Raw genomic sequence first — 23912 nt, forward strand, 5'->3', positions numbered from 1 at the left:
TTAGGCCTTAACGAGCCTGGTCAAGCCGCCCATGTAAGGCTGCAAGGCCTCGGGCACAACCACGCTGCCGTCGGCCTGCTGATAGTTCTCCAGGATGGCCACAAGGGTCCGGCCCACCGCCAGGCCGGAGCCGTTCAGGGTATGGACAAGTTCGGGTTTGCCGGTCTCCGGATTACGCCAACGGGCCTGCAGGCGGCGCGCCTGAAAGTCCTCGAAGTTGGAACAGGAGGAGATCTCGCGGTAGGTGTTCTGGGCCGGCAGCCACACCTCCAGGTCATAGGTCTTGGCGCTGGAAAAACCGATGTCGCCCGTGCACAGGGCCATGACGCGATACGGCAGGCCGAGCTTCTGCAGCACGGCCTCGGCATGGCCGGTGAGCGCTTCCAAGGCCTGATACGAATCCTCGGGACGCACCACCTGCACCAGCTCCACTTTTTCGAATTGATGCTGGCGGATCATGCCGCGGGTGTCGCGACCGTAGCTGCCCGCCTCGCTGCGAAAACAGGGCGTATGGCAGGCGTATTTACGCGGCAGATAATCCGCGTCGATGATCATATCGCGCACGATGTTGGTCACCGGCACCTCGGCGGTGGGAATCAGATAAAATTCCTGCTCGCCCTCCAGCTTGAACAGGTCTTCCTCGAACTTGGGCAATTGGCCGGTACCGCGCAGGCTGTCCTTGTTGACCATGTAAGGCACATAGGTCTCGGTGTAGCCGTGCGCGCCGGTGTGCAGGTCGAGCATGAACTGGATCAGGGCACGGTGCAGCCGCGCCACGCCGGCCGACATGACGGCGAAGCGCGCGCCGGTAATCTTGGCGGCGGTGTCGAAGTCCAGCTGGCCCAGACCCTCGCCCACATCCACATGATCCTTGACCTCGAACGCGAACTGCGGCGGCTCACCCCAGCGGCGGATTTCCACATTGTCTTCCTCGGACCGGCCGTCGGGGGTGGTTGCATGGGGAATATTGGGCACGCCCAGCAATATGGATTCCAGCTCATCCTGGACCTGGCCCAAGTCCTGTTCGGCGGCCTTGAGTTGATCGCCCATCTCGCTGACCGCCGCCAGCAGCGGCGCGATGTCCTCGCCCTTGGCCTTGGCCTGGCCAATAGCCTTGGAACGGCTATTACGCTCGGCCTGCAGTTCCTGGGTGCGCATTTGTATCTGTTTGCGCTGCGCCTCCAGCTCGGCGATGCGCGCGCGATCCAATTCGAAACCGCGCCGCGCCAACTGGGCGGCGATGTTGTCTAACTCGTTGCGGATTAAACGGGGGTCAAGCATGTCGTGTCCTTATTAATGCGCTTCTTGTTCGTTCACCCACGCCGACCATTTCAGCATGTGGCGCGGTTTAATAATGTTGTTCAAATGTTCCAGAATCTTTTCCACCTTGGTCGGCTCATCGAAAAACTCAACCACCAGCGGTAGATCCAGCGACAAGTCGGTGAGTGAAGCGGTGTGCATGCGGCCATCGTTGCCATAACCGCTAATACCGCGAAATACCGAAACGCCTTTCACCTTTTCCCAGTCGTGCAGGCGCTTCATTAGATTTTCCAGATGGCTGTCCTTCTCGCTGAGATAGATGCGCACCATGGTCACTTCGATCATATTCATATCTGTCTCCCTGCGATAACACCGGCCCAGGCGGCACCGACGCACAGCACCACACTGAGGGCGGCATTGGTCAATGCCTTGGCATGCTCGCCGGTCTCGATCAGGTTCAAGGTTTCGATGGAAAAGGTGGAAAAGGTAGTAAAGCCGCCCAACACACCGATCAGAATGGCGGCGCGCCATTCGGGGCCGAGGCTGAGACGTTCGATCAGCAATACCGACAGCACACCCATCAACAAGGATCCCAACACGTTGACTATCAGCGTGCCATAAGGGAACCCACGACCGAGCCAGCTGTAGACCCAACCGGACATGAGGAAGCGCAGTACTGCGCCGATAGCGCCGCCGGTGGCGATGGCCAGGAGTTGCATTATTTTAGCCCTTCACCCGAATCCCTTGCATGTTCTATTTTTTGTGTCATGACCTGGAAATGTATTGATTATAGACGTGGCAGATGCTCCAGCCCTTGGCAGGACTTGGGTCGTCGCGCCCTTCTCGACTTAACCCCGAACAGTTGCTGGGCCCTTTCTCCTCGAAGGGGAGCGGAAAATATCCGCGCCAACTTTTTGTAATGGTACCACCATCAGGTATTGGGCCATGAAGCGCCAGCCGCGCTATTTTTTTGCCTTTCTATCCAACGCCTGCAAATGGGCCAACTTCTCGCCGATCTTGGCCTCCAAACCACGCGGGCTAGGCTGATAGTAGTGCCGTTCCGGCATGTCCTCCGGAAAATAGCGTTCACCCGCGGCATAGGCCTCGGGTTCGTCATGGGCGTAGCGATAGGCCTTGCCGTAGTCCAATTCTTTCATGAGTTTGGTGGGCGCGTTGCGCAGATGAATCGGCACGTCGTGGGAACCATGTTGTTTGACATCGCTCATGGCCTTGTTAAAGGCCGTGTAAACGGCATTGCTCTTGGGCGCGCAGGCCAGATACAGCACTGCCTGGGCGATGGCCAATTCCCCTTCCGGACTGCCGAGACGCTCCTGCACGTCCCAGGCATTCAGACAAATCTCCAGCGCGCGGGGATCGGCGTTGCCGATATCCTCGCTGGCGATGCGCACTACCCGACGCGCCAAATAAAGCGGATCGCAGCCGCCGTCGATCATGCGCGCAAACCAATACAGCGCGGCATTGGGATTGGAGCCGCGCACCGATTTGTGCAAGGCCGAGATCTGATCGTAGAAGGCCTCGCCCCCCTTATCGAAACGACGCGGCGCCCCACCCTGCAACACTTCGTTCAACAAATCCTCGCTGATCTCGTCCTCGGCCAGATCGGCCATAATGTCGAGGAAATTCAGCGCCCGGCGGGCATCGCCGTCGGCCACCTCGGCCAGGCGATCGCGCAACGCCTCGGCCATTTTCAGCGGCCGGCCGATGCCGCGCTGGGCATCGCTCAAGGCGCGGTCGACGATGCGGCGCACGGCGTCGACGCCGAGACTGCGCAGCACGTACACCCGGGCGCGCGACAGCAAGGCGTTGTTCAGTTCAAACGAGGGATTCTCGGTGGTGGCGCCGATGAAGGTGAAGGTGCCGTCCTCCACATAGGGCAGGAAGGCGTCCTGCTGCGCCTTGTTAAAACGATGCACCTCGTCGACGAACAGCACGGTGGGTTTGCCCTCCATGTCGCGGGCGTATTGCGCCTTGTCCACCGCGGCGCGGATTTCCTTGACGCCGCCGAGTACGGCAGAGATGGCGATGAAGCGGGCCTTGGCTCGGCTGGCCAGCAGGCGCGCCAGGGTGGTCTTGCCAGTGCCCGGCGGGCCCCAGAAGATCATGGAGTGCAGGCGCTGGGATTCGATGGCCTGGCGCAGCGGTTTGCCAGGGCCGAGCAGATGCTCCTGGCCGGTGAAGTCATCCAGACTGCGCGGCCGCATACGGTCGGCCAGGGGCTGCCAGGCGTGACTATCGGCGTGTTCGAGCAAATCGGCCATGGGCGTTACTTGGTTTCGTCGATCACATCCACGCCCTGCGGAATATCCAGACGGAAGCTGTCGGCGGGGTAGTCCTTATTCAATACTACATTGTCGAAGCGAATGCGGGTGAACTGGCCGAAGCTGTCCTTAAGCTCCATGGCGTGGATGACATCATCTTCCAGCAATAGGTAAATGGACTCGAAGCCACTGTCAGGTCGTTTGGGCACCAGCTCGAACCAATCACGGCCTTCGCGCGTCAGTGCCAGCACATCAAACTGTTCACTGAGCTGCCCCGCCCCGCTCAATAGGCTGGCGGGGGTATTGGCCATGGTCTGATCCTGGGGCTTGATGGTGACCTGTTCCAGATCCACATCGTAGAGCCAGATCTTTGTGCCGTCGGCGACAATGTGCTGCTCGTAGGGTTGTTGGTAATCCCAACGGAACTTGCCCGGCCGCTGGATAATCACCCGCCCCTGGGACCGTTGCTTCAATTGATTGCCGGGGGCATAGACGCCCTGCGTAAAATCGGCGCCCAGACTCGATAAACCACTGAAAAATGCCTGCAGCGCCTCGTCATCGGCGGCTGAGACGGTGCTGGAAAACAGCGACACACATAACACTAACAACAGGGTTCGCGGCGACATAATCAATCCTTGACGGGGGGTGGCGCCATCACTTCACGGCTGCCGTTGGACTGCATGGGGCCGACCACGCCGGCACGCTCCATATCTTCCACCATGCGCGCGGCGCGGTTGTAGCCGATCTTGAGGCGGCGTTGGATGCCCGACACCGAGGCACGGCGAGTCTCCGTGACGATCTGCACCGCCTGGTCGTAGAGCGGATCGGCCTCTTCGCCGCCGTCCAGGCCCATGATGTCGCCGCCGTCGTTGGCCGGGCCTTCCAAAATCTCGTCGATATACTCCGGTGCGCCGCTTTCTTTGAGCGAATTCACCACATTGTGCACCTCGTGGTCGGCGACAAAGGCGCCATGGACGCGTGTCGGAATGCTGGTGCCGCCCGGCAAATAGAGCATATCGCCGTGGCCCAGCAATTGCTCGGCCCCCATTTGGTCGAGGATGGTGCGTGAGTCGATCTTGGAGGACACCTGGAAGGCGATGCGGGTGGGGATATTGGCCTTGATCAGGCCCGTGAGCACATCCACCGAGGGGCGCTGGGTGGCCAGCAACAGATGGACGCCGGAGGCACGCGCCTTTTGCGCCAGGCGCGCAATCAGCTCTTCCACCTTCTTGCCGACCACCATCATCATATCGGCCAACTCGTCCACCACCACCACAATATAGGGCAAAGGCGCCAGGGTGGGCCGTTCGTCCTCAGGTGACAGGACCTCGGCCAGGGGATCCGGGATGGCCGCGCCGGCGTCGATGGCCTCCTTCACCTTCTTGTTGTAACCGGTGATATTGCGCACCCCGAGTGCCGCCATCAATTTGTAACGCCGATCCATCTCGGCCACACACCAGCGCAGGGCATTGGCGGCGTCCTTCATATCGGTGACCACGGGCGCCAGCAGGTGGGGAATGCCCTCGTAGATGGACAGTTCCAGCATCTTGGGATCGATCATGATCATGCGCAGCTGCTCGGGCGCGGCCTTGAACAGCATACTCAGGATCATGGCGTTGACGGCCACTGATTTACCCGAGCCGGTGGTGCCGGCCACCAGCAGGTGGGGCATTTTGGCCAGGTCGGTCACCACCGCGTGACCGGCGATATCCTTGCCCAGGGCCAGAGTCAGCGGCGAGGCGCTGGCATCATATTGCTTGGACTGGACGATCTCGCTGAGGCGCACGATTTCGCGGTGCTCGTTGGGGATCTCCAGCCCCACCACCGACTTGCCGGGAATCACCTCGACAATGCGCACGCTCACCGCCGACAAGGCGCGCGCCAGGTCCTTGGACAGATTGGAGATCTGGCTCACCTTGACGCCCACCCCGGGCTGCATTTCAAAACGGGTGATCACCGGGCCGGGGTGCACCGCCACCACCTCGACCTCGATATTGAAATCCTGGAACTTGAGCTCGACCAGCCGCGACATGGCCTCCAGGGTCTCCTTGGATAAGCCCTTACCGCTGTGCGTGGCCACATCCAGAATCGACAGCGACGGCAGGCCTTTGGGCGTGTCGCCTGCGAACAGTTTCTGCTGGCGCTCCTGCTCGACGCGCGGGCTTACCTCGACCTTTTGGATGATGGGTTCGATGCGCACCGGCTTGCGCTTTTCCACTTTCTCGACCGCGGTCCTGACTGTGGATTCACGCTGCTTCTTGTGTTTATAGGCGGCCCATTTTTCACGCAGGGCACCCACCCAACTGCGCAGCAGGATGGCCAACTCCAGACTCAAGCGGCCGGTGACATCCATCAGCCAAAGCCATGACAGGCCGGTGAACAGCGTCACGCCGGTAAGGAATAAGGCCAGTAAAAACAGCGTCGCGCCGACAAAGCTGAAGGGTGCCACCAGGGTGCCCCCCACCACATCGCCGAGGATACCGCCAGCGTTGAGCGGCAGGGCCGTGGGGGTGCCAAAATGCAGCGTCGCCAAGCCGCAACCGGCGGTCACGGTGAGCACGAAGCCGCCGATGCGCAGCCCGAGTTCGTGCAGCACCACCGCGCCTTCCTGTTGACGCCCCTTGAACAACAGCCATCCGGTATAGGCGACCATGATGGGAAACAGGTAGGAAAAGTATCCAAACAGATACAGAAACACATCGGCGAACCAGGCGCCGGCGACGCCGCCGATGTTTTCCACTGTGCCGTTGACGCCGCTGTGCGACCAGCCGGGATCGCTCTCCGTATAGCTGCCCAGTGACACCGCCAAATAGAGCGCCACGGCACCGAAGACAAACAGCGCGCCCTCCCGCAATCCGTGGGTCACGGGGGCATTGGCCGCGCCGGGCTTGTCCTTTTTCCTTATCGCCTGTCCCAAGCTGAACTCACCTGTCTTGTATCGATTGACTCATTATGCGGAAAGCATCTTACTATTCAATACATTGCCGAGAAAATATCAAGCAAATACTTGGAAAAATGCGGCACCTATGCGGCGCACACCTCCGAGTGATTGATTTGGCACAAACGGGGCACGCTCTTTACCCCATCAGCGACATCACCTATGATGGGGTTTGCCGGTGTCGCGAAGCAGCAAACCACAAGATATAGGTTGCAACTGCCCTCAAAAACACTGGATATACTGTATCACACAACAAAAAGGATTTCTGGCACATCATGAGCGAAACCAAACACTGTCGATTGCTGATCCTGGGCTCAGGCCCGGCCGGATACACCGCCGCCGTCTATGCGGCGCGCGCCAATCTGAATCCGGTACTTATCACCGGACTGGAACAAGGCGGTCAGCTCACCACCACCACTGATGTAGACAACTGGCCCGGCGATAACGAAGGCGTCCAAGGCCCGGAACTCATGGTGCGCATGCAAAAGCACGCCGAACGCTTTAACACCGAAATCATCTTCGATCACATCAACGAGACCGACCTGAGTAAGCGCCCGTTCACCCTCAAGGGCGATGCCGGCAGCTACACCTGTGATGCCCTGATTATCGCCACCGGCGCATCGGCCATGTATCTGGGATTGGAATCCGAGGAAGCCTTCAAGGGCAAGGGCGTATCGGGCTGCGCCACCTGCGACGGGTTTTTCTACCGCGACCAACCGGTGGCCGTCATCGGCGGCGGCAACACGGCCGTCGAGGAGGCGCTGTATCTCTCCAATATCGCCTCGCACGTCACCGTGGTGCATCGGCGCGATGCCTTTAAATCGGAAAAGATCCTTTCGGACCAGCTGCTGAAAAAGGCCAAAGACGGCAACGTCAGCATCGAATGGAACCACACCTTGGATGAGGTGCTCGGCGACGACATGGGTGTTGCCGGCATGCGGATTAAAAGCACGCAAGACGACAGCACCAAGGAGATCAAAGTGCAGGGAGTTTTTATCGCCATCGGCCATAAACCCAACACGTCGATCTTCGAAGGTCAGTTGGATATGAACGGCGGCTACATCAAGGTGCACAGCGGAAGCGACGGTAATGCCACCGCGACCAGCGTTCCCGGGGTCTTTGCGGCCGGGGATGTGGCCGACCACGTATACCGCCAGGCGATCACCTCGGCGGGTGCCGGCTGCATGGCCGCGCTCGATGCCGAGCGCTTTCTGGAGAACCAGTAGTCAAGGGGAATAATATGGCAATCAATTCGTTTTATTCCAAAGGGAACAATTCCAATTCGGTGGTAGACTCTATGATTATCGGCAGGAATGATCAACGCGGCTTTTTACGGATGGATGTCAACGCGACCCTGACATTCAAGTTCTGCGGCGCCGATGACGTCTACGAAGGTGCGTCCCAAGACCTCAGCGCGACCGGCTTGCGTTTCGTTAGCCCGCAGAAGGTCAGTGTGGGCGATATGCTTGACGTGTGTATGAAGCCTGGTATCGATATCACCCCACCCCTGGAAACCACCCTGGCCGTGGTGCGCGTGACTCAAACCAACGACGGTCAGTACGAAGTCGCCGGCGTGTTGCAGCAAAACGATCCCGCCTAAACCAACAGCCCCGCCGGGGATATTGCCGGCGGGTTTTGACCTTGCCCATCACCGCCGCGTCGCGATTGAATCCGCGCCCACGCGGCATCGCCAAGCCGTGGCGACGTTGACTATAATATGATCCTGTACCGCATAAATCGTCTTATAGCAGAGCTCAGGGGGGGATGTGACCGGCCCGTTTTGGATTAGCGATGATGATTCGAATCAAGCCTTTCCTCCGGTCGAACTGGCGCTGGATGAACCTAACGGTCTATTGGCCGTGGGCGGCGACCTCTCCCCGGCGCGCCTGGTCGGCGCCTATCGCCACGGCATTTTCCCCTGGTTCAACGCAGACCAGCCAATTTTGTGGTGGTGTCCCGATCCGCGCGCAGTGTTGTTTCCGGAACACCTGCATATCAGCCGCAGCCTGGCCAAGCTCATCAAGAAAAAGCCCTTCCACATCACCGTAGACCGGGATTTTGAAGCCGTGTTGCGCGGCTGCGCCGCGCCCCGGCCCTACGAGACGGGCACCTGGATTACACCCGACATGCACCAGGCCTATCTCAAACTGCATCACATGGGCTTTGCCCACTCGGTGGAGGCTTGGCAGGAAGGACGGCTGGTGGGCGGGCTGTACGGCGTGGCGATCGGAAGGGTGTTTTTCGGGGAATCCATGTTCAGTCGTGTCAACAATGCCTCTAAGGTCGCCTTTACCTATCTCGTGGACCAATTAAAGGCCTGGCGCTATACCCTGATCGACTGCCAGGTAAGTTCAGCCCATCTCCACACCCTGGGCGCCGTGGACATCAAGCGCGATATCTTCATCGGTCTGTTGCGGCGCCACATTGATGCGACGGTGTACCCGAGCGCGTGGCAGACCGGCACCATCTCAACACCCACAAATCGAAATACAACGGCAACGGTATGAGTTGGACATGAACCGGCAGAACACTAATTCCATCCGCTGCCATGTCACCGCCCCCTTCGAGTGCAGCTATCTGCCGGGCCGTCAGGCCAGCAACCTGGTGGTCGATCCGGGGCTGCCGCTTAACGATCATCTACTCGGCGCCTTGCTCAACAGCGGCTTTCGCCGCAGCGGCGCGCATGTCTACCGGCCTCAATGCAACGGCTGCCAGGAGTGCGTCTCCGTCAGGGTGCCGGTCAAACGTTTCCGGCCGGACCGCAGTCAGCGACGCAACTGGCGACGCAACCGCGATCTGTGCCACACACCCTGCGCCGCCGAGTTTCAGGACGAACAGTTCCAACTCTACCGTCGTTATCTCGCCAGCCGTCATCACGACAGCGAGATGAGCAATCCGATTCCCGCCGACTATGTCGGCTTTCTCACCAGTCCCGGCGTGAGGACGGTGTTCCATGAATTTCGGCTGGAGCAACAACTGCTGGCGGTGGCCGTGGCCGACCATACACCCAACGGGCTGTCGGCGGTCTACAGCTTTTTCGACCCCGACCATCCCCATCGCGGACTAGGCACCTATGCCGTGCTTTGGCTCATCCAGCACGCCCGTCATGTGGGCCTGCCTTGGGTCTATCTGGGCTACTGGGTAAAGGAATGCCGGAAAATGAGTTACAAGACTCGATTCATGCCCTGCGAGGGCTATATTGATAACGAGTGGCGCCCCGTGGACGCCACCGGCGACTGAAATCTATCCCTTTGCGCAGGGAAGGGAAATAAGGCAAAATACGCGGCTGTTAAAATATTCGTGGAGCACGTACACCGGCATGGCTAAAGAAGAAGCGATAGAAATGGAAGGGACTGTGGTCGAAACACTGCCCAACACCATGTTTCGTGTTGAGCTGGAAAACGGCCACGTCGTCACCGCCCATATCTCAGGAAAAATGCGCAAAAACTACATTCGCATCCTGACTGGCGACAAGGTCACGGTTCAGCTGACCCCCTATGATCTGGCCAAGGGCCGCATCGTCTACCGCGCCCGCTAAACCGATGCAGGACTCTTTTCCTCTTCTATCTCGAAACTCAATTCCCCCTGATTCAGACCGACCCGTACATGACCGCCGCCGGCAAGCTTGCCAAACAGTAGCTCTTCAGCCAGCGGCCGCTTGATACTCTCTTTGATCACCCGCGTCATAGGGCGCGCGCCCATGGTCGGATCGAAGCCATGCTCAGCCAGCCATTCGCGCGCCTCGTTATCGACTTCAATGGTGACACCCTTCTCTTCCAATTGGGCTTCGAGTTCGATGATAAACTTGTCCACCACATGGCCCATGGTCTTTCGATCCAAGGCCTGGAATTCGACGATGGCGTCCAAGCGGTTGCGAAACTCCGGCGTAAAGGCGCGCTTGATGGCCTCCATGCTGTCACCGACATGGGACTGACCGGTGAAGCCAATCGCCGGACGGCTCATTTGTTCCGCCCCGGCATTGGTGGTCATCACCAGGATGACATTGCGGAAATCCGCCTCACGACCGTTGTTGTCGGTCAGGGTACCGTGATCCATCACCTGCAACAGCAGATTGAAGACATCGGGATGAGCCTTTTCAATCTCATCCAGCAACAACACCGCGTGGGGATTCTTGTTGATGGCATCGGTGAGCAGACCGCCCTGGTCATAGCCCACATAGCCGGGAGGTGCGCCGATCAGGCGCGATACGGCATGGCGCTCCATGTACTCCGACATGTCGAAGCGAATCAGCTCGATGCCCATGATCTTGGCCAGCTGGCGCGTCACCTCGGTCTTGCCGACCCCGGTGGGCCCGGCGAATAGGAAGGAACCGATGGGTTTTTCTTCGTGACCCAGGCCGGAACGGGCCAACTTGATCGCCGTCGACAGGGACTCAATGGCGGGATCCTGTCCGAAAACCACCATTTTCAGATCCCGCTCCAAGGTGCGTAGTTTTTCCCGATCGGAACTGCCCACCCGCATCTCGGGAATGCGCGCGATCTTGGAGACGATTTGTTCCACGTCTTTGACGCCGATGGTCTTCTTACGCTTGGACTGGGGCATCATACGCTGCCGCGCGCCCGCCTCGTCGATCACGTCGATGGCCTTATCGGGTAGATGGCGATCATTGATATAGCGGTCCGCCAATTCCACCGCCGCCTTGATGGCCTGGCGCGTGTACTTGACGCCATGGTGCTCTTCGAAACGCGACTTGAGTCCCATCAGGATCTGGGTCGCTTCCACCACCGTCGGCTCGGGCACATCGATCTTCTGGAACCGACGCGCCAGGGCACGATCCTTTTCAAAAATGCCACGATACTCCTGGTAAGTGGTGGACCCGATGCACTTCAATTCACCTGAGGCCAAGGCCGGCTTGATCAGATTGGAGGCATCCATCACCCCGCCCGAGGCCGCGCCGGCGCCGATAATGGTGTGAATTTCATCGACGAACAAAACGTTGTGGGGATTCTTGCGCAGCTGCGCCAGAACCGCCTTGAGGCGCTTCTCGAAGTCGCCACGGTACTTGGTGCCGGCAAGCAGGGCGCCCATGTCCAAGGCGTACACCGTGCTGTCCGCCAATACCTCGGGGACTTCGCCGTCAACGATACGCTTGGCCAGACCTTCGGCCAACGCAGTTTTTCCCACCCCGGCCTCACCGACGAACAAGGGATTATTCTTGCGCCGGCGACACAGCACCTGAACAGTACGTTCGATTTCGTGGTCACGGCCGATCAGCGGATCGATCTTACCTTGCTTGGCGCGCTCGTTAAGGTTGGTCGCGAAATTTTCCAGCGGTGATTTGCCCGGCGCTTCAGCTTCCGCCTCTTCGCCGTCGGACTGGCCGTAGCCTTCGCTGTCTTCATCGCCCGACACCTTGGAAATGCCGTGGGAAATATAATTCACCACATCCAGGCGCGAAACATTTTGGGCATTGAGCAGATAGACCGCCTGCGAATCCGGCTCTCCGAAGATGGCGACCAGCACGTTGGCGCCGGTGACCTCTTCCTTGCCGGCACTCTGCACGTGAAACACGGCGCGCTGTAATACGCGCTGAAATCCCAGCGTCGGCTGAGTTTCGCGACCGTCATCGGCGGACAGCACCGGCGTGGTCTCATCCAGAAAGGCGGCCAACTCTTTCTTAAGATTGGTCAGATCAGCACCACAGGCGTGCAACACGCTGGCCGCCGCCGAATTATCCAGCAGGGCAAGCAGGAGATGTTCCACCGTCATGAATTCGTGATGCTTATCGCTCGCCTCACGAAATGCAGTGTTGAGTGTATATTCCAATTCCTTGTTTAACATGACGACACCTCCGGCACTGTCACAATCAAATAGCCCGCCTTGCTAGGCTTCCTCCATGGTGCACTTCAGTGGGTGCTGGTTCTCTCGGGCAAATTCATTTACCTGATTCACCTTGGTTTCCGCGACATCACGCGAGAACACACCACAAATGCCGGCACCGCGCGTGTGCACTTCAAGCATCACTTGAGTCGCCTTTTCACGCCCCATACTAAAAAAGCTCTCCAGTATAAGAACGACAAATTCCATAGGTGTGTAATCGTCGTTCAGCAAAATTACCTTATACAAAGGGGGGCGTTTCAGCTTGGGCCGTGCTTCTTGGACCGTCAGGTCCTCGTCACTGTGTAAGGAGATCTTGTCACTCATAGTAGCCGTAACTATACCAATTGAAGCCGTTATGAGTGCCATCCTAGCACAAAATCACGCACATGATTCCAGTTCTAAAAACCTACCCAACACATTAAGAAATCGTGCTTTTTCAAAAGAGCTACTTGAGTCCTATGGCGCCTCCGCGAGCGGTCTCAAGGATTGCCGGACACCCCTTCCTGCATACCTATTAGATCGGACAAATCAATCAGAGCTTTAGTTGCACGGGCCATATTTTGCAGCTTCAAACCATAGCATTTTCAATCCCTTGACTTATCGACTTTTTTGTTCAACATTAATAATTGTGGTGGGGGGGAAGCAGTTATACATCCTCTACAGCGGTGCCGATGTTGGGCGGCATGTTTTTTGTTTTAACCGCGAGGAAAGTCAGTATGGCAAAAGGTACAGTTAAGTGGTTTAGTAATGCGAAAGGTTATGGTTTTATCGCCCCCGATGAAGGTGGTGATGACATCTTTGCTCACTTCTCTTCAATCGACATGGATGGTTACAAGTCACTGAAGCAGGGCCAAAAGGTCCAGTACGAGGTGACTCAGGGGCCCAAAGGTTTCCTGGCCTCATCCGTCACACTGGAAGGTGAACCGGAAAAGGAAGAAACCGGCAGTTGACGACTTGAAACAATCTATAGAAAAAACCGGCCTCAATAATAATAATCATGGCCGGTTTTTTTATTTGCGTTGGTTTTGCTGAATTTTACATCTTGGCAATCATGGCGTCGCCGAAGGCCGAGCAGCTCACCTCGGTGGGATTGTCCATCAGCCGGGCCAGGTCGTAAGTCACGGTTTTCGAGGCGATGGTGGCGCCCAGTGATTTGATCACCAAATCCGCCGCTTCGGTCCAACCCAGATGACGCAGCAACATCTCACTCGACAGAATCAAGGAGCCAGGATTGACCTTATCCTGTCCGGCGTATTTGGGCGCGGTGCCGTGAGTCGCTTCAAACATGGCGACTGTATCTGACAAGTTGGCCCCCGGCGCAATACCGATACCGCCCACCTGGGCCGCCAAGGCGTCGGAAATGTAGTCACCGTTAAGGTTCATGGTGGCGATCACGCTGTACTCGTCAGGGCGCAACAGGATCTGCTGCAGGAAGGCGTCGGCGATCACGTCCTTGACCACGATCTCCTTGCCGGTATTGGGATTCCTGAAACTGCACCAGGGACCCCCGTCGATTTCCACAGCGCCGTATTCTTCTTTGGCGAGCTCATAGCCCCAGCTCTTAAAGGCACCTTCGGTGAACTTCATGATATTGCCCTTGTGCACCAGGGTGAGAGAATCGCGGTCATTATCAATGGTGTATTGCAGCGCCTTACGCACCAAGCGTTTGGTGCCCTCACTGGAGACCGGCTTGATACCAATGCCCGAGGTGTCGGGAAAGCGGATCTTGGTTACGCCCATCTCACCGCGCAAAAAGTTGATCACGCGGGTCACTTCGGGGGTGCCGGCCTCCCACTCCACACCGGCGTAGATGTCTTCCGAGTTTTCGCGGAAGATGACCATATTGGTCTTTTCCGGCTCTTTCAGAGGACTGGGTGTGCCGTCGAAATAACGCACCGGCCGCAGACAGACATACAGGTCCAGCGCCTGGCGCAGCGCCACATTCAAGGAGCGCATACCGCCGCCGACAGGGGTGGTAAGCGGACCCTTGATGGAGACGACAAACTCCTTGACTGCCTCCAGGGTCTCCTGCGGCAGCCAGGTATCCTTGTCATAGACACGGGTCGACTTCTCGCCGGCATAGACCTCCATCCAGGCGATCTTCTTCTCGCCGCCGTAAGCTTTTTCCACCGCGGCATCGACAACCTTCTGCATCACCGGGGTAATGTCCACACCGATGCCGTCGCCTTCAATGAACGGAATGATGGGATAATTAGGGACAGTTAAGGCGCCGTGCATGTCGGCCGTGATTTTTTCACCCTCCGCCGGGACCACAATCTTGTCGTATGCCATCTGATCTTCCTATATTTTAAGAATATTGGCGCGTATTCTACCATTGCCGCTGAGTTCACGCTAAATCACCCTGACATGGCCAACATCATTCTGTTCAACAAACCTTACGATGTGCTGTCGCAATTCACCGATGCCGACGGCCGCACCACCCTGGCCGCCTATATCGATCTGCCCGGCGTCTATCCGGCCGGCCGCCTCGACCGTGACAGCGAGGGCCTACTGATTCTCACCGATGACGGTGCCATGCAGCAGCGCATCGCCCATCCACGCCACAAAATGCCCAAGACCTATTGGGCCCAAGTGGAAGGCCTTCCGGACCCAGCCGCCTTGGCGCAACTGCGCCACGGCGTAGAATTGAAAGACGGCCTGACCCGGCCCGCCGAGGCACGCCTGATCGAACCGTCCGCCGTTTGGCCGCGCACTCCACCCATTCGTTACCGCGCCCACATCCCCGACAGCTGGATCGAGCTCACCCTCCACGAAGGCCGTAACCGCCAGGTGCGACGCATGACCGCCGCCGTCGGCCACCCTACCCTGCGGCTGATCCGCGTCGGCGTTGGCCCCTGGACCCTAGACGCCCTCGAACCGGGACAATGGCGCGCACTGGAATGTCCGCCGGAATTGTTGCAAGCTGGCACCAGGCCCAAGCAAAAACGAGTCAGCAGACATGGTCTGGAAACCGCGCGTCACCGTCGCCGCCGTCATCGAAAACCAGGGTAAGTTTCTGTTGGTGGAGGAAGACAGCGGCCACCAAGCGCACACCGTCTTCAATCAACCCGCCGGCCACCTGGAGCCAGGGGAAAGCCTGATCAACGCCGTGATCCGTGAGACCCTGGAAGAGACCGGTTACGACTTTACGCCCACCGCCCTGGTGGGACTGTATCGCTGGATCGAACCGGCATCGGGCGAGACCTTTCTGCGGGTCTGCTTCAGCGGCGAGGTGGGTCAGTACTATCCCGGCCACCCGCTCGACGCCGGCATCGTCGGTCCGCGCTGGCTCAGCGTGGCGGAGATATCGGAATTGACGCCCAGCCTGCGCAGCCCACTGGTGCCGCGTTGCATCGAGGACTACTGTGCCGGGCGGCGCTTTCCGCTCACCCTATTGAGCGACATGCAGGCCGAATAAAAATGATCAGCAATCCCGCCCAGCAACTACGTCTGATAGAAAGCTTCACATTTCTACACCAAGCACGTCCCGAGTTTCACCGCGAATTCTTCAACGCCGCCACCTTGGTGCACGTCCCCGAAGGCCATACCATCGCCGAAGAAGGCTGTGAATGTTCGCAACTGGCCCTGCTTCTAAACGGGAAGGTGCGAGTCTATAAACTGGCGGCCAAGGGGCGCGAGATCACCCTGTACCGCATCGAACACGGCGACAGCTGCATACTCACCGCCTCCTGCGTCATGAGCGCCACCCCCTTCCCCGCCATTGCCCAGGCCGAAACCAAACTGGACGCCGTCATCATCCCGGCCGCGTTTGTGCGCGACTGGATGACCCGGTCTCCGCCGTGGAGCGGCTTCGTCTTTGGCCTCATCGCGCGGCGCCTGGCCGATGTCATCACCGTGCTGGAGAGTGTTACCTTCCTGCGCATGGATGTGCGCATCGCCGCCTATCTGATCGACAAGGCCGACGCTGGCAGCAGCCTGACCATCACCCATCACGAAATCGCTGCCGATCTAGGCAGCTCGCGCGAAGTGGTCAGTCGCGCCCTCAAGGCCTTCGACAAACAGGGGTGGATCGCGATGGGCCGTGGTGTAATTACCCTTCTCGCCCCGGCACAACTCCACGCCCTGGCCGAGGCGGAAGCGCCTCAGGAAATATCAGTAAAAGGTGATTAAGTCACATACACCGGACCGGACACTCCCTAAAGTGAATGCGTGGTTAATCAACGCAACGCGGGAGGTATGATCATGAAACACAATGTCGGGACGACCGATCGAGCCGTGCGCGCCATTGTCGGCGTCGCCATCATCGGCGCGGGGGTGTATTTCCAAAGCTGGTGGGGCGCTGTCGGCGCCGTGCTGTTAGTCACCGCCCTGGCGGGTTGGTGTCCGCCCTACGCTCTGCTGGGCATCAACACCTGCAAGGCCAAGGCCTAAACGCGATACCGGGCTATCCTGGAATCCGGGCCGGATTCCAGGACCACACCAGACACCCTCATCTATGCAGACTAAGCCCGCGGCGGCTGAGCCGCCTTGGCTTTGGCGTCGGGCCGTCTGCGTTTGTGCTGCAATCCACCGTCGGCACGTTTGCCTCCAGTGCCGCTGTTGCGCGGCTTGCCGTTGCGGCCACCGGGCTTGGCACGGCCATGCGGCTTGGGCGCTGATTGTTTCGCCGCCGTCGGCATCCGCCCCAAACGCGTCAAGGGTACGGCGTGGGTCGGTTCAAAACCGGGTTCCGTCTCACGCGGCAATTGCTTGCGGATCAGGTTCTCGATCCCCGCCAATAATTTCACTTCATCGGCACTCACCAAGGAGATCGCGGCACCACTGCTGCCGGCCCGGCCGGTACGACCGATACGATGGACATAATCTTCCGCCACATTGGGCAGTTCAAAATTCACCACATGGGGCAGCAGATCGATATCGATACCGCGTGCGGCGATGTCAGTGGCCACCAGCACTCTCACCTTACCGCTTTTGAAATCCGCCAGGGCCTTGGTGCGCGCGCCTTGACTCTTGTTACCGTGGATGGCCGCGGCTTTGATGCCATCGCGCTCCAGCTTCTGGGCTAGACGATTGGCGCCGTGTTTGGTGCGCGTGAACACCAGCACCTGATCCCAGTTATTGGCGCGGATCAGATGGCTCAACAAGCCGGTCTTGTTGCTCTTATCCACTTCGAATACCGACTGAGTAACACGCTCGGCGGTGGTGTTGCGCGCCGCCACTTCCACCAGCACCGGTTCGTGCAACAGGCCGCGCGTCAGACGGCGGATTTCGTCCGAAAAGGTGGCCGAGAACAGCAGGTTCTGGCGCTGTTTGGGCAACAGCGCCAGGATCTTGCGGATATCGTTAATAAAGCCCATGTCCAGCATACGATCCGCTTCATCCAAGACCAGGATCTCCAGCTGATCGAACGTCACCGCGTTTTGGTTGTACAAATCGAGCAAGCGTCCCGGTGTCGCCACCAGCACATCCACCCCGCCGCGCAGGCGCTGCATCTGTGGGTTGATCTTCACCCCGCCGTAGACCACGTCCGCACGCAGGGGCAGATACTTACCGTAGGTCGCCACGCTATCGCCCACTTGCGCCGCCAGTTCGCGGGTCGGCGTCAGCACCAAGGCGCGCACTGAGTTGGCCTTGACCTTGGGGCCGCCCGCCAGGCGCTGCAGCAAAGGCAGGGTAAAACCGGCGGTCTTGCCGGTGCCGGTCTGCGCCGCCGCCATCACATCCTGACCGGACAGTACTGCCGGAATGGCTTGCAGCTGGATAGGTGTCGGGGTGTCATAACCTTGCGCGTTGACGGCACGTAACAGGGGATCGGCCAAGCCGAGAGAAGAAAAACTCATGAATAAATTACTCTTAAAATGTACTGCCGGAATCAGGTGAAGACGGAGGTCAAAACAGGACGACAGCGGGGCTGAAGGAAATCTCAGACGCGATTATACGCGAAATCCGCGCGCATCGCTGTTATATTTTAATTCCGGCCTGACACTGAGCGACGCCCAACAATGCGCACCTACGCAAACATTATCGCCTTGATCCTGACCTGCGTGGCAAGTACCAGCCACGCCGCCCCTCCCCGGGCCGACGACATCATCGACAAGGCCTATCGCATCGAGCGGGTGGACGACCAGATCGCCACCCTAAACTTTACCTTCTCGGCCCCCGGCAAGGACAAGCAGGAGGTCATCTACACCATGGTGTGGAAGAACATGGCAGGGCGGGACGGCTATGACAACAAGGCCATTTTCTTTACCGAATACCCACCCGAGAAGCGCGGCGTCGCCTACCTGGGCTGGCTCAGACGGCCCGGCAGTACTGCCAAGGATGACGAGTGGATCTATCTGCCTGAGCTGCGCATGACGCGGCGCATCGCTCATCGCGACCACGCCCATGCCCATGACGATGACGAGTTCGGCAATTCATTGCTCAAACGCGAACACCTCGACCCGCGCCCGCCCGAACTCGACCACCACCGGCTCATCGGCGAAGAGATCCTGGAGGGCAGGCCGCATTACCTCATCGCCAGCATCCCCAAACAGGCCGCCGCACAAATGCCGGGCATGCCGCACCAAAGCGGAAAGGTCATTCGCTGGATCGATACCGAAAGCTTTCTTACCCGGCGCCTGCAGTTCTTCGAACAACACGGACAAGAAGTGCTGAGTATGCGTATCGATTGGGTCGAGAAAGACGGCTATTGGCTGTGGCGGCGCGTCATGGCCACCGATCCGCGCACCCTGGCGAATACGGTGTTGGAGATCAGCGATATCAGAATCAACACCAACCTGGACGACCGCACCTTTACCAAACGTGTCCTGGAAAAGGGCGCCGAACGCCTGCGCTAAGTCCTCCCCCGGCGCCTCACCCGCAGTAAAAGAGGTGCGCGCGGCCACCGAATTGGCGTGTTGTCGGCGGCCTATCAGTAGAAGGTCATAGAATCTCTAGCCCGGATTTTGGCTATCGCTATACAGCGAGAAAAACAACACAATCACACAGAGGTCAACTATGGGAACGTCCAGCAGCCAGAGCGGAAATCACAACAAGCAGAAAGTGAACGTACTCGTCATCATGGCTCACCCGCGCAGTCCCAGCCTGTGTTCCGCCTTGGCCGACGCCTATGCCGAGGGCGCCCGCGCCGCCGGCATGGAGGTGGAAACACTGAACTTGGGCGAACTGGAATTTGATCCGGACGTGCACCCCATTTCTCCGCGCCAGCAAACCCTCGAGCCCGACCTGGAGCGGGCCCGCCGACTGATCGAATGGGCTGACCACCTCAGCTTTGTCTACCCGGCCTGGTGGGGCGTGGGGCCGGCCCGGCTCAAGGGCTTTCTCGACCGGATAATGCTGCCCGGCTTTGCCTTTCGCGAAAAGGCGGACGGCAGTTATGAAGGCCTGCTGCCGGGCAAAACCGCCCATCTCATCACCACCATGGACATGCCACCCTGGGTCTACCGCTTTATCTTTCGCGCGCCCGGCCACAACGCCATGAAGCGTTCTACCCTCGGTTTTTGCGGCATCGACACCCCGCGCATCCTGGCGCTCGGACCGGTCAAGGATTCCCACCTGGAACAACGCCAGGACTGGCTGGAGCAGGCCCGCGCCCTGGGTTTCTCCCTGCAACACGGCGCCGAAAGCCGGGGCGCCCGCGCCAGGGCGAAACTCGTGGCCTGGATCAAGGCATTGCGGCTGCAATTCTATCCCATGACCTGGATGGCCTATACGGTCGGCGCCTTGGGGGCGCAGGCCGTCACCGGCCGGTGGGACCTGGCGCTATATCTGTTGGGCTACGCCTATCTGTTCTTTGGCGAGGCGGCGACCGTGTTCACCAATGAGTGGTTCGACTATGAAAGCGACCGGCGCAATACGCGGTACGGCCCATTCAACGGCGGCTCACGCGTCCTGGTCAGCGGCGAATTGAGTTTTTCTGAAATCAAGGCCGGCATCGTGGTGTCCTTGGCGGCCGCCGCGGCCTGCGCCGGTGTGATACTGGACCGCTTAACGGGTAACGACACGGCCGTCGCCCTGGCGCTGTTGGCCATCTTGATCTTGGGCCTGGGTTACACCGCGCCGCCCTTGAAACTGGCCTGGCGCGGCCTCGGGGAACTCAATGTGGGGTTCACCCACAGCCTGGGCGTCATCCTGATTGGCTATCTGCTACAAGGCGGCAGCTGGCATGATCCCTTTCCCTGGCTGGTGAGTCTACCCCTGTTTCTGGCAGTGTTGCCGGCGATCATCCTCTCGGGCGTGCCAGATCTTGAGGCCGACCGCGCGGCCGGCAAACGTACCCTGGTGGTACGACTGGGGCATGGCCGCGCTGTACTGCTGGCTCTGGGCCTGGCACTTGCCGTGCCGCTACTGGTGATGCTGATCAAGGACCTGCCGGCCCTGCACTGCGCCCTGCAGGGCCTACTGCCCTGGATACTGCCCCACGCCATGCTGATCGCCTATCTGCTCAGCCGTGAATGGCGCCACCAGACGCAGGGACGCAAAGACGGGCTGATGCTCGCGACCTTGAGCTATATCATCTGGTTCGGCCTGATCCCCTTGCTGCAGCTGAGCTGAGGTCTATTCCCCCCGCAGGCACGTCGACAGACGCTGTCCCAGCTGTCGCAGCAACTGAAAATAAAGCGTCGTGCCGGGCTTCAGATCCATCCCCATGGGATCGAGGGCGGCGCTGCGGATGTTTGTGCCTTGCGTCACCACCTGCATCAATTTGTCCGGAAACTGGGGCTCGCTGAAGACACACGCGACCTCTAGGGCAGTGATGCGCTCGCGAATCTCGCTCAGGCGGCGCGCCCCAGGCTTGCGTTCCGGATCGATCATCACCGCACCCACCGGGTTGAGATCGTAATGCTTTTCGAAATATTGATAGGCATCATGAAACACCAGATAGGGGATATGACGCACGGGCGCCAAGCGCGCCTGCAACGCCCGATCCAAGGTCTCTAAGTCTTGCTGCAAGCGTTCGCCATTGGCGCGATAACGCTCGGCATGGGCGGGATCCAGGGCGCTAAGGGTGTTCACCAAGGCGGCGACGATGCGCGCGGCATTGCCGGGATCCAACCACAGGTGGCCATCCATGTCGCGGTGATCATGAGCGCCCTCATGATCCGGTTCATGCCCCGCCCAGACCCCACCGCTACGCGCCGGCCACAAGGTCATACCCGGCAGGCGCAGCAACTCCAGCACCTGCACGTCGGCCCACAGACTGTCCAACACACGGGGCAAAAAGCTTTCCACACCGGGGCCGACCCACACCACCAAATCGGCGCGCTGTAGGCTGAACATCTGCGAAGGCTTGAGCATGTATTGATGCGGCGAGCGGTCACTGGACACCAACAGCGTCGGCTCGGCCACGCCCTCCATCACCCCCGCGGCGAGTGAATGGATGGGGGCGATACTGACCACCACCTGCGGTGGCGTGGCCGCGTGTCCCGCCATAGGCAGGGCCGAGAGCAACAGGGCGGACCATAATAGACGACGCAGCATAGGGCAGACTCAATCAAGATCAACGTTATGTTATAGTATAACATCACTGTCCGAACGGAGCATCCATGGCCCGCCAGCGATCCGATCACGCCTTTGCCCCCCATGACCACCGTCGCTGCATCACGGCGGCGCTGCTGGAGGCACAGCGCATCTGCCGCCAGAACAAAGGGCGGCTGACACAACAGCGCCAACGGGTGCTGGAGTTGATATGGCGCAGCCACAAACCGGTGGGCGCCTATGCCATCCTGGAACAGTTGCGCAGCGAGGGCTTTAACGGCGCCCCGCCGACGGTCTACCGGGCGCTGGAGTTCTTGCTCAAGCAGGGGCTGATTCACCGCCTCGAAAGTCTCAACGCCTATACCGGTTGCGCCCATCCCGGCGCCCAGCATACCGGTCAGTTCCTGATCTGTAGCGGTTGTCAAAAAATCGCCGAACTGGACGACCCCAAAGTCAATCACGCCATCAGCAGCAGCGCCGCGCGCCACGGTTTCGAGGCGGCTTATCAGGTCATCGAAATCCGTGGCCTGTGCCCACGCTGTCAGGAGCATCACCATGCCGGGTGAGCTGCTGATCGAAACCCGTAACGTCAACCTGCGGTTGCAGGGCCGCCAGATTCTGGATGCTGTGGATCTGAGCGTGCAGCGCGACGAAATCGTCACCCTGATCGGCCCCAACGGCGCCGGCAAATCGACCCTGGTGCGGGTCATTCTCGGTCTGATCAAACCGGACAGCGGCCGCGTCAAGATCGCAGCCAAGACGCGCATCGGCTACATGCCGCAGCGCCTGAGTATCGATGCGGTACTGCCGCTGACGGTACGGCGTTTTCTCACCCTGGCGCAACGCTGTTCCCAAACCCGCCTGCGGGAGGTACTGACCGAGGTCGGCGCGGAGCAGTTGCTGGATGCGCCCATGCAGACCTTATCCGGCGGCGAGACCCAGCGCGTGCTGCTGGCGCGCGCCATGCTACGCCAGCCCGATCTGCTGATCCTGGACGAGCCGGTACAAGGCGTGGACGTGGGCGGCCAGGAAGAACTCTACCGTCTCATCGGCAACATCCGCAGCCGCCACGGCTGCGGCATCCTGATGATCTCCCACGACCTGCACATGGTGATGAGCGCTACCGACCGGGTGTTCTGCCTGAATCGCCACATGTGTTGTTCCGGCACCCCCGACAGCGTGCGCAGCGATCCCAGTTATGTCGCCCTGTTCGGCCAGGCACCCATTCTCATGCCTTACAGCCATCGTCACGACCACGGCCACGACGCCCACGGCAATATCGTCCCGGACGATCGGCACAAGGAGTGCGAGCATGGATGACTTTCTGCTGCGCGCCCTGCTCGCCGGGCTCGGCGTGGCGCTGGTGGCCGGACCGCTGGGGGCCTTCGTGGTATGGCGCAAGATGGCCTACTTCGGCGACACCCTGGCCCACGCCGCCCTGCTCGGTGTAGCGCTGGGCTTCCTGCTGGAGTTCAATATCAATCTGGGCGTGATGATCGTCTGCGTGCTGCTGGCCCTGCTGCTGGTGGCACTGCAACAGCAACGGCGCTTGGCCAGTGACACCCTGCTCGGTATCCTCTCCCACACCACCCTGTCCCTCGGCCTGATCGCCCTGGCCCTCATGGAGACCCTGCGTCTGGACTTGATGGGCTATCTGTTCGGCGACATCCTGGCCGTCAGCGCCAATGACGTTTACTGGATTTTCGCCAGCACCGCGCTAGCCCTCACCGTACTGGTGTTGATTTGGCGGCCGCTGCTGGCCATCACCGTGCATGAGGAACTGGCACAGGTGGAAGGCGTGCCGGTGACCTGGGTACGGCTGGCGCTGATGCTGCTCATCGCCCTGGTGATCGCCGTGGCCATGAAGGTGGTGGGCATCCTGCTGATCACCTCCCTGCTGATTATTCCCGCCGCCACGGCCCGGGCCTTTGCCCGCACCCCGGAACAAATGGCCATCGGCGCCGCCTTCATCGGCTGCCTGGCCGTCGCTGGCGGCCTGTTCGCCTCCTTGCAATGGGACCTACCCGCCGGCCCGGCGATCGTCGCCGTCGCCGCCCTGCTGTTTTTCGCCGGGCCGTGCTGGCGCAGCAGCGCAGTGCGCTAGCGCCGCTTGCAATACCCAAACAATTTACTAAGATTATGCTCAGACGACA

Annotated in this window: 25 protein-coding genes and 1 pseudogene; 15 read left to right on the top strand and 11 right to left on the bottom strand. The window is 59.7% G+C overall.

The features are described 5' to 3' along the window. The 6 genes from Tel_10050 to Tel_10075 all read right to left on the bottom strand — a co-directional run bounded on the left by Tel_10050 (window position 1) and on the right by Tel_10075 (window position 6456). Window positions 1-1281, bottom strand: coding sequence for a serine--tRNA ligase (locus tag Tel_10050; protein ALP53462.1), 1281 nt, complete (start codon window positions 1279-1281; stop codon window positions 1-3). A 12-nt stretch (window positions 1282-1293) separates the two neighbouring features. After that, on the bottom strand, window positions 1294-1611 hold the full coding sequence (locus tag Tel_10055; protein ALP53463.1) for a hypothetical protein: 318 nt from the start codon (window positions 1609-1611) through the stop codon (window positions 1294-1296). Then, window positions 1608-1979, bottom strand: a complete 372-nt coding sequence (locus Tel_10060) for a camphor resistance protein CrcB (protein ALP53464.1) — start codon at window positions 1977-1979, stop codon at window positions 1608-1610. Before Tel_10060 ends, Tel_10055 begins: the two co-directional genes overlap by 4 nt. 243 nt (window positions 1980-2222) lie before the next feature. Further along, window positions 2223-3539 carry a recombination factor protein RarA gene (locus Tel_10065; protein ALP53465.1) on the bottom strand — a complete coding sequence of 439 codons (1317 nt, stop codon included), beginning with the start codon at window positions 3537-3539 and terminating at the stop codon, window positions 2223-2225. Window positions 3540-3544: 5 nt separating this feature from the next. Further along, window positions 3545-4165 carry a hypothetical protein gene (locus Tel_10070; GenBank protein ALP53466.1) on the bottom strand — a complete coding sequence of 207 codons (621 nt, stop codon included), beginning with the start codon at window positions 4163-4165 and terminating at the stop codon, window positions 3545-3547. 2 nt (window positions 4166-4167) lie between these two features. Continuing rightward, a complete protein-coding gene (locus tag Tel_10075) occupies window positions 4168-6456 on the bottom strand; it encodes a cell division protein FtsK (GenBank protein ID ALP53467.1) in 2289 nt (762 codons plus the stop codon). 296 nt (window positions 6457-6752) lie between these two features. On the opposite strand from Tel_10075, the gene Tel_10080 reads away from it, so the two are divergent. The 5 genes from Tel_10080 (at window position 6753) to Tel_10100 (ending at window position 10015) form a co-directional block, all read left to right on the top strand. Next, window positions 6753-7703 carry a thioredoxin reductase gene (locus tag Tel_10080; GenBank protein ID ALP53468.1) on the top strand — a complete coding sequence of 317 codons (951 nt, stop codon included), beginning with the start codon at window positions 6753-6755 and terminating at the stop codon, window positions 7701-7703. A gap of 14 nt (window positions 7704-7717) precedes the next feature. Next, window positions 7718-8077 carry a hypothetical protein gene (locus Tel_10085; protein ALP53469.1) on the top strand — a complete coding sequence of 120 codons (360 nt, stop codon included), beginning with the start codon at window positions 7718-7720 and terminating at the stop codon, window positions 8075-8077. Between the two features lie 184 nt (window positions 8078-8261). After that, on the top strand, window positions 8262-8984 hold the full coding sequence (locus Tel_10090) for a leucyl/phenylalanyl-tRNA--protein transferase (protein ID ALP54819.1): 723 nt from the start codon (window positions 8262-8264) through the stop codon (window positions 8982-8984). 7 nt (window positions 8985-8991) lie between these two features. Then, on the top strand, window positions 8992-9717 hold the full coding sequence (locus tag Tel_10095; protein ALP53470.1) for a hypothetical protein: 726 nt from the start codon (window positions 8992-8994) through the stop codon (window positions 9715-9717). A 79-nt stretch (window positions 9718-9796) separates the two neighbouring features. Beyond that, window positions 9797-10015, top strand: coding sequence for a translation initiation factor IF-1 (locus Tel_10100; protein ALP53471.1), 219 nt, complete (start codon window positions 9797-9799; stop codon window positions 10013-10015). Here Tel_10100 and clpA read toward each other — a convergent pair. Together clpA and clpS are read right to left on the bottom strand one after the other, a co-directional pair. Then, window positions 10012-12279 carry an ATP-dependent Clp protease ATP-binding subunit ClpA gene (clpA, locus tag Tel_10105; protein ALP53472.1) on the bottom strand — a complete coding sequence of 756 codons (2268 nt, stop codon included), beginning with the start codon at window positions 12277-12279 and terminating at the stop codon, window positions 10012-10014. The genes Tel_10100 and clpA overlap by 4 nt on opposite strands. Window positions 12280-12321: 42 nt before the next feature. After that, on the bottom strand, window positions 12322-12642 hold the full coding sequence (gene clpS, locus Tel_10110) for an ATP-dependent Clp protease adaptor ClpS (protein ID ALP54820.1): 321 nt from the start codon (window positions 12640-12642) through the stop codon (window positions 12322-12324). 392 nt (window positions 12643-13034) lie between these two features. Between clpS and Tel_10115 the strand changes: the two genes are divergently transcribed. Then, complete coding sequence (locus Tel_10115) at window positions 13035-13268, top strand: hypothetical protein (GenBank protein ALP54821.1); 234 nt, start codon at window positions 13035-13037, stop codon at window positions 13266-13268. Window positions 13269-13353: 85 nt separating this feature from the next. On the opposite strand, the gene Tel_10120 is transcribed toward Tel_10115, so the two are convergent. Further along, a complete protein-coding gene (locus Tel_10120) occupies window positions 13354-14610 on the bottom strand; it encodes an isocitrate dehydrogenase (protein ALP53473.1) in 1257 nt (418 codons plus the stop codon). Between the two features lie 75 nt (window positions 14611-14685). Between Tel_10120 and Tel_10125 the strand changes: the two are divergent. The 4 genes and pseudogenes from Tel_10125 (at window position 14686) to Tel_10140 (ending at window position 16710) form a co-directional block, all read left to right on the top strand. Further along, window positions 14686-15267 (top strand): annotated as a pseudogene (locus tag Tel_10125) (pseudouridine synthase). 10 nt (window positions 15268-15277) lie between these two features. Then, a complete protein-coding gene (locus tag Tel_10130) occupies window positions 15278-15736 on the top strand; it encodes an NUDIX hydrolase (protein ID ALP53474.1) in 459 nt (152 codons plus the stop codon). 2 nt (window positions 15737-15738) lie between these two features. Continuing rightward, on the top strand, window positions 15739-16449 hold the full coding sequence (locus Tel_10135; GenBank protein ALP53475.1) for a hypothetical protein: 711 nt from the start codon (window positions 15739-15741) through the stop codon (window positions 16447-16449). Between the two features lie 72 nt (window positions 16450-16521). Next, a complete protein-coding gene (locus Tel_10140; GenBank protein ALP54822.1) occupies window positions 16522-16710 on the top strand; it encodes a hypothetical protein in 189 nt (62 codons plus the stop codon). A 71-nt stretch (window positions 16711-16781) separates the two neighbouring features. On the opposite strand, the gene Tel_10145 is transcribed toward Tel_10140, so the two are convergent. Further along, window positions 16782-18119: a hypothetical protein gene (locus Tel_10145; GenBank protein ALP53476.1), complete on the bottom strand. Its 1338-nt coding sequence runs from the start codon at window positions 18117-18119 to the stop codon at window positions 16782-16784. Window positions 18120-18281: 162 nt separating this feature from the next. On the opposite strand from Tel_10145, the gene Tel_10150 reads away from it, so the two are divergent. Beyond that, window positions 18282-19118, top strand: a complete 837-nt coding sequence (locus Tel_10150) for a hypothetical protein (GenBank protein ID ALP53477.1) — start codon at window positions 18282-18284, stop codon at window positions 19116-19118. Window positions 19119-19323: 205 nt separating this feature from the next. Continuing rightward, on the top strand, window positions 19324-20835 hold the full coding sequence (locus Tel_10155; protein ALP54823.1) for an NAD(P)H dehydrogenase: 1512 nt from the start codon (window positions 19324-19326) through the stop codon (window positions 20833-20835). A 3-nt stretch (window positions 20836-20838) separates the two neighbouring features. Here Tel_10155 and Tel_10160 read toward each other — a convergent pair whose 3' ends face one another. Then, window positions 20839-21762 (bottom strand): hypothetical protein, encoded by a 924-nt coding sequence (locus Tel_10160; protein ALP53478.1) that lies wholly within the window; start codon window positions 21760-21762, stop codon window positions 20839-20841. A gap of 65 nt (window positions 21763-21827) precedes the next feature. Here Tel_10160 and Tel_10165 point away from each other — a divergent pair, with 65 nt between their 5' ends. The 3 genes from Tel_10165 to Tel_10175 are packed head-to-tail and all read left to right on the top strand — an operon-like array spanning window position 21828 to window position 23863. Continuing rightward, on the top strand, window positions 21828-22325 hold the full coding sequence (locus Tel_10165) for a Fur family transcriptional regulator (protein ID ALP53479.1): 498 nt from the start codon (window positions 21828-21830) through the stop codon (window positions 22323-22325). Continuing rightward, window positions 22315-23079: a zinc ABC transporter ATP-binding protein gene (locus Tel_10170; protein ALP53480.1), complete on the top strand. Its 765-nt coding sequence runs from the start codon at window positions 22315-22317 to the stop codon at window positions 23077-23079. Before Tel_10165 ends, Tel_10170 begins: the two co-directional genes overlap by 11 nt. Beyond that, entirely contained in the window at window positions 23072-23863 is a 792-nt protein-coding gene (locus tag Tel_10175; GenBank protein ID ALP53481.1) for a hypothetical protein, read from the top strand. Before Tel_10170 ends, Tel_10175 begins: the two co-directional genes overlap by 8 nt. Window positions 23864-23912 lie beyond the last annotated feature (49 nt).

The sequence above is a fragment of the Candidatus Tenderia electrophaga genome, assembly GCA_001447805.1.
In the GTDB taxonomy this organism is placed as follows: Bacteria; Pseudomonadota; Gammaproteobacteria; order Tenderiales; family Tenderiaceae; genus Tenderia; species Tenderia electrophaga.